This window comes from Trueperella sp. HMSC08B05 (assembly GCF_001808405.1).
Classification (GTDB): Bacteria; Actinomycetota; Actinomycetes; order Actinomycetales; family Actinomycetaceae; genus Trueperella; species Trueperella bernardiae.
In genome coordinates, this window is the sequence record NZ_KV793231.1 from 178,021 (window position 1) to 190,651 (window position 12,631).

General features: G+C 64.7%; 9 protein-coding genes. 2 read left to right on the forward strand and 7 right to left on the reverse strand.

Going from position 1 to position 12,631, the window contains the following annotated elements:
• Positions 1 to 8: 8 nt before the first annotated feature.
• The gene (gene uvrC, locus HMPREF3167_RS02010; protein ID WP_070445189.1) at positions 9 to 1,991 is read right to left on the reverse strand and encodes an excinuclease ABC subunit UvrC; all 1,983 of its coding nucleotides are present in this window, start codon (positions 1,989 to 1,991) and stop codon (positions 9 to 11) included.
• Positions 1,992 to 4,856 carry an excinuclease ABC subunit UvrA gene (gene uvrA, locus HMPREF3167_RS02015; protein ID WP_070445192.1) on the reverse strand — a complete coding sequence of 955 codons (2,865 nt, stop codon included), beginning with the start codon at positions 4,854 to 4,856 and terminating at the stop codon, positions 1,992 to 1,994.
• 94 nt (positions 4,857 to 4,950) lie between these two features.
• On the opposite strand from uvrA, the gene HMPREF3167_RS02020 reads away from it, so the two are divergent.
• Both HMPREF3167_RS02020 and HMPREF3167_RS02025 read left to right on the forward strand, forming a co-directional pair.
• On the forward strand, positions 4,951 to 5,226 hold the full coding sequence (locus HMPREF3167_RS02020) for a YciI family protein (RefSeq protein ID WP_062612532.1): 276 nt from the start codon (positions 4,951 to 4,953) through the stop codon (positions 5,224 to 5,226).
• Positions 5,210 to 6,202 carry a bile acid:sodium symporter family protein gene (locus HMPREF3167_RS02025; protein ID WP_062612535.1) on the forward strand — a complete coding sequence of 331 codons (993 nt, stop codon included), beginning with the start codon at positions 5,210 to 5,212 and terminating at the stop codon, positions 6,200 to 6,202. The genes HMPREF3167_RS02020 and HMPREF3167_RS02025 overlap by 17 nt, the downstream gene beginning before the upstream one ends.
• 5 nt (positions 6,203 to 6,207) lie before the next feature.
• Here the strand turns inward: HMPREF3167_RS02025 and HMPREF3167_RS02030 are convergent, their stop codons facing one another.
• From HMPREF3167_RS02030 to rpsA, 5 genes are all read right to left on the reverse strand, one after another.
• Positions 6,208 to 7,287, reverse strand: coding sequence for a TerC family protein (locus HMPREF3167_RS02030; RefSeq protein WP_083281039.1), 1,080 nt, complete (start codon positions 7,285 to 7,287; stop codon positions 6,208 to 6,210).
• A 241-nt stretch (positions 7,288 to 7,528) separates the two neighbouring features.
• Positions 7,529 to 9,577 (reverse strand): excinuclease ABC subunit UvrB, encoded by a 2,049-nt coding sequence (gene uvrB, locus HMPREF3167_RS02035; RefSeq protein WP_062612537.1) that lies wholly within the window; start codon positions 9,575 to 9,577, stop codon positions 7,529 to 7,531.
• A gap of 29 nt (positions 9,578 to 9,606) precedes the next feature.
• Positions 9,607 to 10,458 carry a dephospho-CoA kinase gene (gene coaE, locus HMPREF3167_RS02040; RefSeq protein WP_062612539.1) on the reverse strand — a complete coding sequence of 284 codons (852 nt, stop codon included), beginning with the start codon at positions 10,456 to 10,458 and terminating at the stop codon, positions 9,607 to 9,609.
• 2 nt (positions 10,459 to 10,460) lie between these two features.
• Complete coding sequence (locus HMPREF3167_RS02045; RefSeq protein WP_062612541.1) at positions 10,461 to 11,009, reverse strand: pyroglutamyl-peptidase I; 549 nt, start codon at positions 11,007 to 11,009, stop codon at positions 10,461 to 10,463.
• Between the two features lie 87 nt (positions 11,010 to 11,096).
• Entirely contained in the window at positions 11,097 to 12,563 is a 1,467-nt protein-coding gene (gene rpsA / locus HMPREF3167_RS02050) for a 30S ribosomal protein S1 (RefSeq protein WP_062612544.1), read from the reverse strand.
• Positions 12,564 to 12,631 lie beyond the last annotated feature (68 nt).

Sequence of the window (12,631 nt, forward strand, 5' to 3'; positions counted from 1 at the left end):
GCCAGTTTTCACTCCGACTTTCCTGAAAAGTGAGCGACGATCGCGGCGGCCATCGCCGGCCCAATACCCGGCACGGCCTGCAGGTCCTCCGCACTTGCCGCCTTGATCCGAGCCACGGACTTCAACTGCTTGAGCAACGCCGCCTGCTTCACCGGCCCCAGACCCGGGATCTCATCCATGGCCGAGCGCGTCATCGACGCCGAGCGCCGCTTGCGATGGAACGTAATGGCGAAACGGTGTGACTCATCGCGCAGGTGCTGGAGCAGCCGCAGCGCCGGGGACGTACGCGACAGGATAATGGGGAACTCCTCCCCCGGCACCCAGATCTCCTCCAGGCGCTTAGCCAGCCCGATCACGGTCACGTCCGCGCCCAGCTCGTCAACCACCCGCTGGGCGGCGTTCACCTGCGGCAGGCCGCCGTCGACGACGATGAGGTCCGGCCGGTACGCAAAGCGCGGCTTGGGCTCGGGGGACACGACTTCGTTGGCCTCGGCTTCGGGTGCGTCAAGCTCCCCGGGCGCACCCGGCTCCGGCGCGGGTGCTACGAGCCGCTTGAGGCGGCGGCGCAACACTTCATCCATCGCCGCCGTATCATCACGCGCCCCCAGCCCGTCCTCGCCGCGCACCACGAAATGCCGGTAGTCGGCCTTCTTCGCCAGCCCGTCCTCAAACACGACCATCGAGCCGACCTGGTGCGTGCCCTGCGTGTGCGAGATGTCGTAGCCCTCGATACGTAGCGGCGCGCGGGGCAGGTCAAGCCCCACACGCAACTCCTCGAGCGCCTGGGAGCGCTCCGTGATGTCGCCCGCCCGGGCCAACTTGTGACGCTGGAGCGCCTGCGCCGCATTCGTCTTCACCGTCTCCATCAGCTGCGCCTTCGGCCCGCGCTGCGGGGTCTTGATCGCCACCTTCGCCCCGCGCAGCTCGGTCAGCCACGAGGCGATCGTGGCGGCGTCGTCGGGCATGGTGGGCACCCAGATCTCGCGCGGGAGGGCCGATGCGGCCGTGTGGTCGACGTCGTCCACAGACCTGGCGCGCGACTTCGCCTTCCCGCCCGTGTGCTCGCCGTACACCTGCACCAGCAGGTGGTTCACCAGGCCCTCGGCTCCCTCGTCCTCGATCGCGGAGATCCAGCCGCGCTGGCCGCGAATCCGCCCGCCGCGCACGTAAAACACCTGCACCGAGGCCTCCAGCTCGTCAAACACGAGCCCAAAGACATCGGCGTCCACGTCCGCATCCAGCACCACGGTGTTGCGCTCGGCCACCACCTCGAGTGCCCGCACGTCGTCGCGCAACCGGGCCGCGCGCTCGAAGTCAAGATCGGCGGAGGCCGCCGCCATCTCCTTCTTCTTCTGCGAGATGAGGTCCTCCCCCGTGCCGTCAAGGAAGCGCACCATCTGCCGCGCGATGTCCCGGTGCTCGTCGCCGCTCACCCGCCCCACGCACGGGGCCGAACACTTGCCGATGTAGCCCAGCAGGCACGGGCGTCCCGAGCGCTCTGCCCCGCGAAACACGCCCGCCGAACACGAACGTATCGGGAACACGCGCAAGAGCTGGTCGAGCGAATCGCGCACCGCCCACACCTTCGTATACGGCCCGTAGTAGCGGTTCCCACGCCGGTGAGCGTTACGGGTGACCATCACCCGCGGGAACTCCTCGCTCATCGTGATCGCCAGGTACGGGTAGGACTTGTCGTCGCGGTACATGACGTTGAAGCGCGGCGTGAACTCCTTGATCCACGAATACTCCAGCGTCAGCGCCTCGATCTCGGAGGCGACCACCACCCACTGCACCCGCACCGCCGTGAACACCATCTGGCGCGTGCGCGGGTGGAGCAACGCCGGATCCTGGAAGTAGTTCTGCAGGCGCTGGCGCAGGTTCTTGGCCTTGCCCACGTAGATGACCCGTTCGTCATCGTCGATAAAACGATAGACGCCCGGGTCCCTGGGAATATCGCCCGTCTTCGGGCGATAGCTTTCCGGATTGGCCATCTACAAGGTTCCCGCCTTATCCAAGATCGGCTTGAGGTAGTGGCCCGTGTGCGAGTCGGCCACCATGGCCACCTGTTCCGGCGTGCCCTCGGCGACGACGAGCCCGCCGCCCTTGCCGCCCTCCGGCCCCAGGTCGATCACCCAGTCGGCCGACTTGATGACGTCAAGGTTGTGTTCGATGACGATGATCGTATTGCCCTTATCCGCCAGCTCTTGCAGCACGCCGAGCAGCTTGCGCACGTCCTCAAAGTGCAAGCCGGTGGTCGGCTCGTCGAGCATGTAGACCGTGCGGCCCGTGGAGCGCCGGTGGAGTTCGGAGGCAAGCTTGACCCGCTGGGCCTCGCCTCCCGAGAGCGTGGTGGCCGGCTGGCCGAGCTTGATGTAGCCCAGACCCACGTTCTCCAGCACTTCGAGGTACTTGGTGATGCGGGTGACCGAGCCGAAGAACTCGCGCGCCTGCGAGATGGTCATGTCGAGCACCTCGGCCACGTTCTTGCCCTTGTAGTGCACCTCCAGGGTCTCGCGGTTGTAGCGCGTGCCGTGGCACACCTCGCACGGCACGTACACGTCAGGCAGGAAGTTCATCTCGATCTTCAGCGTGCCGTCCCCGGAGCAGGACTCGCAGCGCCCGCCCTTGACGTTGAAGGAGAAGCGCCCGGGCCCGTACCCGCGCACCTTCGCCTCCTCCGTCTCGGCAAACAGCTTGCGGATCGGGTCCCACATGCCGGTGTACGTGGCCGGGTTCGAGCGCGGGGTGCGCCCGATCGGCGACTGGTCCACGTGAACCACCTTGTCAAACTCCGCCAGGCCCTTGACCTTGCCGTGCTTGCCGGGCAACGTCTGGGCGCGGTTAAGCTTGTTGGCCAGCACCCGGTACAAGATCGTGTTAACGAGTGAGGACTTGCCCGATCCGGACACGCCCGTCACTGCCGTCATGACGCCGATCGGGAACTTCACGTCGATGCCGCGCAGGTTGTTCTCCCGCGCGCCCGTCACCTCGATCTGCTTGGTCTTGTACACGCGACGCCGGCTCGTGGGCACCGCGATCTCCCGCGCGCCCTTGAGGTAGGCGCCCGTCAGCGACTCTTCGCAGTCCACGATTCCAGCCGGCTCGCCCGAATAGACGATGTGGCCGCCGTGCTCGCCGGCGCGCGGGCCGATGTCCACCACCCAGTCCGCCGCCCGGATCGTGTCCTCATCATGTTCGACGACGACGAGCGTGTTACCCAGATCCCGCAGGCGTAGCAGGGCGGAGAGCAGCTTCTCATTGTCGCGCTGGTGCAGGCCGATCGACGGCTCGTCGAGTACATAGAGCACGCCCACCAACCCCGCGCCGATTTGGGTGGCCAGGCGGATACGCTGGGCCTCACCACCTGAGAGCGATCCCGCGGAGCGTGACATCGTGAGGTAGTCCAGGCCCACGTTGACCAGGAAGGTGAGCCGGGCCAGGATCTCCTTAAGGACGGCGTCGGCGATCTTGCGCTCGCGCTGCCCGAGCTCGATGTGCGACAGGTAGTCGAGCGCGTCCACGATCGACAGCTCGGTCAGCTCAAAGATGTTGAGCTCCCCCACCCGCACCGCGAGCACCTCGGGGCGAAGGCGCGCTCCCCCGCACACCTCGCACGTGACCTCGCGCATGAAGCCCTCGTACCGTTCGCGCGACCACTCCGAGCTGGTCTCATCGTGCTTGCGTTTGACGAAGTGCAACACGCCCTCGAAGCCCGTGGAGTAAACCTTCTCCCGGCCCCAGCGGTTGCGGTAGGTCATCTTGACCTTGTAATCCAGACCGTGCAAGATCGCGTCCCGCGCCTCGCCCGACAGGTCCTTCCACCGCGTGTTGAGGTCGAATCCGAGCTGCTCACCCAGGCCCTCGAGCTGGCGCATATGGTAGTCGCGAGCCGGGCCGGACGCCGTCGTGGTCCACGGAATGATCGCACCCTCTTCCAGCGTCATGTCCTCATCCGCAATCACCAGGTCTTCCGAAACCTGCACCGTGTAGCCGATGCCATCGCACGCCGGGCACGAGCCGTAGGGGGCGTTGAAGGAGAACGTGCGCGGCTCGATCTCCTCGATCTCCAGCACGTGGTCATTCGGGCAGGAGCGGTACTCGGAGAACTTCCGCTCGCGCTCCGGATCGTCCGCATCCCGGTCCACGAACTCGACGATGAGCCGCCCGTCGGCCAGCCGCAGCGCGGTCTCCACCGAGTCATTGAGGCGCGAACGCATGCCCTCGCGAATCGCGAGCCGGTCCACCACCACGTCGATGTTGTGCTTCTTCGTCTTGGCCAGCGTGGGCGGATCGGTGAGCCGCACCTGCTGTCCATCCACCCGCGCGCGCGAATACCCGTCCGCGCTCAGCGTGCGGAACACGTCCGCGTGCTCACCCTTGCGGCCGCGAATGACCGGCGCGAGGATCTGGAAGCGCGTGCCCTCATCCAACTGCAGCAGGCGATCGACGATCTTCTCCGCGCTCTGCGCCTCAATCCTCTCCCCGCACACCGGACAATACTGTGTGCCCGCGCGCGCGTACAGCAGACGCAGGTAGTCGTAGACCTCCGTAATCGTGCCCACCGTGGAGCGCGGGTTGCGGTTGGTGGATTTTTGGTCGATCGACACCGCGGGCGACAGGCCCTCAATGAAATCCACATCCGGCTTGTCCATCTGCCCGAGGAACTGGCGTGCGTACGCCGACAGCGACTCGACATAGCGGCGCTGGCCCTCGGCAAAAATCGTGTCGAACGCCAGGGAGGACTTCCCCGAGCCGGACAGGCCCGTGAACACCACCATCTTGTCGCGTGGAATCTCCAACGAGACGTTCTTCAGGTTGTGTTCGCGGGCGCCTTGAATGCGAATGTCGTCATGCACGACCTCAGTCTAAACAATGCCTCCGACACAATCGAACGCTTGTTTGACGTTTTTGCCACAGCCCGCCCCTTGACCACTCCACTAGAATGAGCGCATGGCAATTTACGCGATTCGATACACCTACGTCAGCGATACCGAGGCGCTCGCCGCCGTGCGCCCCAAGCACCGCGAGTTCCTCAAGTCCCTTTTCGACGACGGCGTGCTCCTCGCCTCCGGCCCCCTCGAGGGCAACCGTGCGCTCATCATTGTGGAGGCCGACGACGCTGTCGCCGCACTCGCGCTCGTCGATGCGGACCCGTTCAACCAGGCTTCCCTCATCACCGACCGCGAAGCCCTCGAGTGGACCCAAGTTTATGGCCCTTGGGCTTAAGCGTTTCCTTCGTCCTGACTTCCTCCTGACGGGCATCATCACCGCCCTCATTTTGGGCCTGGTGGTGCCCGTCCCGGAACGCCACATCTCCTGGCTCTCGGAGCTGGCCGATATCGGTGTGGGCATGGTCTTCCTTGTCTACGGCATGCGCCTGCGCACCAGCGAGGTCATCGAGGGCATGCGCAACATCAAGTTGCAGGTGTCCGTGCTCGTGGCCACCTACGTTATCTTCCCGCTCGTTGGTCTGGCCATGTATTACACGCTGGGCGGGATCATCGGGGCGTCCTTCGCCACGGGCCTGCTCTACCTCAGCCTGTTGCCCTCGACCGTACAGTCCTCGGTGACCTTCGTGTCGATCGCGCGCGGTGACATCGGGGCGGCAGTGTGTTCCGCGACCGTGTCCAACATCCTGGGCATGTTCCTCTCCCCGCTCCTCGTATTGCTCTTCATGAACCTCGAGGACGCCCACACCGGCGGCATCGAATCCGTGCTCCTCAAGCTTCTGCTGCCGTTCATCATTGGCCAGCTACTCCAGCCGCGCCTGGGCGACTGGATGCGCGCCCACCGCAACATCACCAAGTACACGGACAACTGCGCCATCATCCTCGTGGTCTTCGTGGCGGTGCTCAAGGCCACGGCCGACAACGCCTGGAGCTCGGTCACGCTCGGCGGCTTCATCGTGCTCTTTATCGTCCTCAGCGCCATGCTCGCCATCATGCTGGCAGTGACCTGGTACGGCGGCAAGCCCCTGCACTTCAAGCGCCCCCAGCGCATCGTGCTACTGATGTGCGGCTCGAAGAAGTCGCTCGCCACCGGCCTTCCCATGGCCAAGGCGCTCTTCGACCCGGCAATCGTGGGTGCCGTGGTCGTGCCCGTCATCATCTTCCACCAGATCCAGCTGATGGTGTGTGCGATGATCGCGCGCCGGCTCGGCGACCAGGCGGAGGCGGAGGAAGCCGCGGCGTCGTCGTCGTGAAGCGCTTAGCCCTCGGCGCGCTCGGCCTGCTCGGGCTCGCCAATACTCGGCTTGCGGCGCTCACGCGGCTCGATGCTAGCCGCCTTGACCGCCGGGGTCTCCTGGCCCGCGTACTTGCGCGAGCCGATCAGGGAGGCGACCACGGTGATAAGGATCGCCCCCAGGATCACGCCCACCGACACGCCGATCGTAGGCTCGGGGATCGCGGTCAGAATGTCGTAGCCATGAAACGCGTGCACGAGTAGCTTGAGTGCAATGAAGCCGAGGATGACAGCCAGGCCGTAGTGGAGGTAAATGAGGCGTTCAAGCAGCCCGTCCACCAGGAAGAACAGCTGGCGCAACCCGAGCAGGGCGAACGCATTCGCCGAGAAGACGATGAACGGCTCGCGGGTGAGGCCGAAAATTGCGGGGATCGAATCGAGCGCGAACATGAGGTCGATCGTGCCCACCGTGATGATGCATAGCATGAGCGGCGTGATCCACGTCTTGCCACTGCGGCGGACCAACAGGCGGTCGCCCACGTAGCCGTCAGTCACGTTCGCCACCCGAGCAACCATCCGGGTGACAAGAGTCGGCTCATAGCCCTCCTCGCCCGCGTGGTCATGCGCCTTGCGCTTGCGGCCCTCCTGAATCCCGTCAATCACCTGCTTGATCGCCGTGTACAGCATCCACGCCCCGAAGATGAAGAACACCCAGATAAAACTCTCAATGAGCTTGGCGCCAATAAGGATGAAGATGAGGCGCAACACGAGCGCGATGATGATGCCATACAGCAACACCTTCTGCTGATAAATGCGCGGCACCTGGAAGGAAGCGATGATGATAATGAAGACGAAAATGTTGTCCAGCGACAGGGAGTATTCGGTGAGGTAACCCGCGAAAAACTCGGTGGCAAACGTGCCGCCGTGACGCAGGTAGGTCAAGACGCCGAACACGAGCGCGAGCGACACGTAGAACGCAGTCCACCGCGCGGCCTCCCCCAGGGTGGGCTCATGCGCACGGCGCACGTGCCCAAACAGGTCCACCGCAATGAGTCCCACCACGATCACGCCGAGCAGCACCCACTCCCACGGAGCCACATGCATCTGAGATGCGACGGGTGCGGTGTAAATGAGCGTTGAAGCCAACACGGTATGCCTTTCCGGTACGAACGATCAGGTACCGGAGGTCTCTTCCCGCCTGACGAATCAGGCCGCGGCCCGGGCGTGACGCCGTACTGACGAACCGTTATTGAGTGGGAGTACTCCCCTCCGTCTCAGTCGATCCTAGCGTACGCGGCCCGCCCGGCGAACGCTGCGCCCGCGTGGGGTGGACAACACCCGGGGCCTACGCCTTCTCGATCTGGCGCAGTTCCTTCTTCACATCCAGGATCTCGTCACGCAGCCGGGCCGCCAGCTCGAACTGCAACTGCTCAGCGGCCGCGTGCATCTGCTCGGTGAGGTCCTCAAGCAGCTGGTGGATCTCCCGCCCGTCCTTCGGCAGGCGCTCGGAGATCGAGGCCTCCTTGCGGTAGCCACCCTCGAGCAGGGTTTCGGTGTCCACGTCTTCGCGCGCGAGCATGTCGGTGACGTCCGAGATTCTCTTCCGCAGCGGCGCCGGGTCGATCCCGTGCTCGGTGTTGTAGGCGATCTGCTTTTCCCGACGCCGGTTCGTCTCGTCAATCGCCTCCTTCATGTTCGGCGTGATCGTGTCGGCATACATGTGCACCTGCCCCGACACGTTACGCGCGGCGCGCCCGATCGTCTGGATGAGCGAGGTGGTGGAGCGCAAGAATCCCTGCTTGTCGGCGTCGAGAATCGCCACGAGGGAGACCTCGGGCAGGTCGAGGCCCTCGCGCAGGAGGTTGATCCCCACAAGCACGTCGAACTTGCCCAGTCGCAGCTCGCGCAGGAGCTCGACGCGGCGCAGCGTGTCGACGTCAGAGTGGAGGTATTCGACCTTGATGCCGCGCTCGGCCATGTAGTCGGTGAGGTCCTCGGCCATCTTCTTCGTCAGCGTGGTGACGAGCACGCGCTCGTCACGCGCCGTTCGGATGCGGACCTCCTCCAGCAGGTCGTCAATCTGGCCCTTCGTGGGCTTGACGATGATTTCCGGGTCCACCAGGCCAGTGGGGCGAATAATCTGCTCCACCCAGCCATCCGACTTCTCCAGCTCGTACTTGCCGGGGGTGGCCGACAGGTAGACGGTCTGCCCGATGCGCTCCAAGAACTCATCCCACTTCAGCGGCCGGTTGTCCATCGCCGAGGGGAGCCGGAAGCCGTAATCGACCAGCGTGCGCTTGCGCGACATATCGCCCTCGTACATCGCCCCGATCTGCGGCACGGTCACATGCGATTCGTCGATGACCAGCACGAAGTCCTCCGGGAAAAAGTCCAGGAGCGTGTTTGGCGGGGTGCCCGGGCCGCGGCCGTCGATGTGGCGCGAGTAGTTCTCGATCCCCGCGCACGATCCCAGGTTGCGCATCATTTCCAGGTCGAAGGTGGTGCGCATCTCCAGGCGCTGGGCCTCGAGCAACTTGCCCTGCTCGCGCAAAACCTCCAGCCGCTCGTCGAGCTCCTCCTTGATCGAAGCCATCGCACGCTCCATGCGCTCCGGGCCCGCCACGTAATGGGAGGCGGGGAAGATGTGTGCGTGGTCGGTTTCGCGGATGACGTGGCCGGTGAGCGGGTGAAGCAGAGAGATCGAGTCGACCTCGTCGCCAAAAAACTCGATGCGCACGGCCAGCTCCTCGTAGACGGGGATGATCTCCACCGTGTCCCCACGCACGCGGAACGTGCCGCGCGTGAACGCCATGTCGTTGCGCGTGTATTGCATCTGAATGAACTGCTTGAGCAGCTGATCGCGATCTAGCTGATCGCCCACCTTCAACTGGACCATCCGGTCCACGTACTCCTGCGGGGTGCCGAGACCGTAGATGCAGGACACGGAGGCGACCACCACCACGTCCCGCCTGGTCAGCAACGAGTTCGTGGCTGAGTGGCGCAGTCGTTCCACCTCGTCGTTAATCGAGGAATCCTTCTCGATGAACGTGTCCGACTGCGGCACGTAGGCTTCGGGCTGGTAGTAGTCGTAGTAGGAGACGAAGTACTCTACCGCGTTGTTCGGCAACAGCTCGCGGAACTCCGCGGCCATCTGCGCCGCCAGGGTCTTGTTCGGCTCGAGGATGAGGGTGGGGCGCTGAATCTGTTCGATCAGCCACGCCGTGGTGGCCGACTTACCCGTTCCCGTGGCGCCGAGCAGAACCACGTCCGATTCACCATTGTTGATCCGCTCGGCCAGCTCCTTGATCGCTTGCGGCTGATCGCCCGAGGGCGTGTACTCGGAAATGACTTCAAACGGAGCATCCTGGCGGACGATATCGGTGATAGGTCGCATGCCCTCAGGGTAGCGCCTTCCTCCGACAATTAATATTGGCCACCTGACAGGTTCGCCCGTAGGTCAAGGGCGGGGTTGGCCAGACGCCACGACGAGCCCTGCCAGACCCAGCCGGCGCGCACCATCGCCTCCTCGCTGCCGGTGACTGCGAGCCCTGCCTCCGCGCGCGGGCGCACCCCGTGGTAGCGCAGGCGGTCGAGCTGCAGGCCGACGTCGTCGTTGACGGCGAGCGCCGGGTCCCACGGCCGCGCCGGGCTCCAGGTGCCCGAGCGTAGATTCTCGGCAAAAGGTAGCACCCAGCCCTCCCACGCGGCCATAGCAGCTGACTCCAGGCTCGCCTCGTCGGATTCGTTGACGATGACGAGGTCGCTGATGTCGGCCCGCTCCTCGTCGCTGGACTGAGCGGCGATGCGGGCGCGGGCGTCGGCCTCGGACATGCCGCGGGTGAGCAGCAGGCGCTCGGCGCGCACCTCCGGCGCCGCCGCGATGGAGACGTTGGCAACCATCTCGAACTCACGGCCGTAGCCAGCGAGCAACGGGATATCATAGACGATCACTCCGTCCGGATCTTCACGACGAGCCCCCGCGATCTGCTCGTCCACGCTCGCCCAGATCGCGGGGTGCGTGATGTCGTCAAGGGCCTGGCGTTCGGCCGGGTCGGCGAAGACGATGTCGGCCAGGGCCTGCCGGTTGAGCGCGCCGCCATCCAGCACGCGCTCCCCCCAACGATCGGCGATCTGCGCGAGCGCCGGGCTGCCCGGTTCGAGGATGGCGCGCGCCGTGCGGTCGGCGTCGATGACGCGCGCTCCAAGCCCCGCCCAGATGGTAGCCACGTGCGACTTGCCCGACCCGATCCCGCCGGTGAGCGCAAGCGTCAGCATGGTTATTCCCCCGCGATCTCGAGCAGTAAGTCCACCAAGGCCGCACCGTCGTCAAGGGAGAAGTGCTCCTGCGGTGGCAGGTGGAGGAAGCCAGCGCGGGCCGAATTCTGGATCGCCGTGAACATCACCGTGTTGCACACGTACAGCCCCGCGCTGCGCGACTCCTCAAGCGGGAAGCCGGCTTCGCGGGCCCGGGTGATCATCTCCTTGAACGGCAGCGTAGTCTCCAGCGCGAGCGGAGCGCCGGCGTCGACCTCCTCCCCCGTAGCGATAAAGCCGGAGTTATCAGCAACCCGGGCATCCCGACGGTTCATCGCGAAGCGTTCGATCGTGGGAACCGTGCGGTCGGCCGCGAGGCCAAGGGCAATGTGGACGTCGAAAGCGCCGAGCTCGGCCACGCGGGCGCGGGCGGCACCGTACTCAACCGGCAGGATCTCGACCGTCAGCTCGTCCGCGCGCTGCCACTCCTCCCGCACGAGCCGCGCCACGTGCTCAGTGGGATTGAAGGAATTCGTGTGAAATGGCCCGAAGGCGGTGAGCAAGATTCGCATGCACCCAGCTTACGTGCCGCGCAAACAAAAACTGGGGAGCACCCCACGGTGCTCCCCAGCCAGTTGCTCTAGCTTGTCAGCTGATGCTTAGTTGCCCGTCAGCTTCTCGCGCAGAGCGGCGAGCGCCTCATCGGACGCAAGCGTGCCAGCGGAGTCGTTACCGGACGAGAACGAAGTCGGAGCGGCCTCGGCCGGAGCGGAAGAATCGCCCGCGGCAGCGGCCTCGGCGTCGGCCTCCATGTGAGCCATGACCTGCTTCTTGTGAGCAATCCAGCGCTCCTCGGCCTTCGCGTACTCGGCCTCCCAGGCAGCCTGGTTCTCCTCGTAGCCCTCGAGCCACTCGTTCGCCTCGGGGTCGAAGCCCTCCGGGTACTTGTAGTTGCCCTCCTCGTCGTACTCGGCAGTCATGCCGTACAGCGACGGATCGAAGTCCTCCGAGTGCGGGTCCACGCCCTCGTTCGCCTGCTTGAGCGACAGGGAGATGCGACGACGCTCAAGATCGATGTCGATGACCTTGACGAAGACCTCGTCGCCCACCTTGGCAACCTGCTCCGGCAGGTCGATGTGGCGCTGCGCCAGCTCCGAAATGTGAACCAGGCCCTCGATGCCGTCCTCCACGCGAACGAACGCACCGAACGGGACCAGCTTGGTCACGCGGCCAGGAACAACCTGACCGATGTGGTGGGTGCGGGCGAAGGTCTGCCACGGATCTTCCTGGGTGGCCTTGAGCGACAGGGAGACGCGCTCGCGGTCCATGTCCACATCCAGCACCTCGACCGTGACCGGGGTGCCGACCTCGACAACCTCGGACGGGTGGTCGATGTGCTTCCAGGACAGCTCGGAGACGTGCACGAGGCCGTCCACGCCGCCCAGGTCAACGAACGCACCGAAGTTAACGATCGAGGACACGACGCCCTCACGAACCTGGCCCTTCTGCAGGGTGTCGAGGAAGTGCGCGCGGATCTCGGACTGGCTCTGCTCCAGCCAGGAGCGGCGGGAAAGAACAACGTTGTTGCGGTTCTTGTCCAGCTCAATGATCTTCGCCTGGAGCTCACGGCCGATGTAGGGCTGCAGGTCGCGCACGCGACGCATCTCCACGAGCGAGGCCGGGAGGAAGCCGCGCAGGCCGATGTCGAGGATGAGGCCGCCCTTGACGACCTCGATGACCGTGCCGGTCACGACGCCGTCGGCTTCCTTGATCTCCTCGATCTTGTCCCACGCACGCTCGTACTGCGCACGCTTCTTCGACAGGAGAAGACGACCCTCCTTGTCCTCCTTCTGGAGAACGAGAGCCTCGATCTGGTCACCAACTTCGACAACATCATCGGGATCGATGTCGTGCTTGATGGAAAGTTCCTTGGAGGGGATAACACCCTCGGTCTTGTAGCCGATGTCGAGCAGGACCTCATCCCGATCGACCTTGACTACGGTTCCTTCAACGATGTCGCCATCGTTGAAGTACTTGATGGTTTCGTCGACAGCGGCGATGAGATCTTCTTCGGTGCCGATGTCGTTGATTGCGACCTCAGTGGAGGTCTGGTTGTTAGTTGTCATAGAGTTGGTGACTCCGGATTATATGATTGTTACGGACATGGTGCCGGGCGGCACCACCTGCCAAGTTT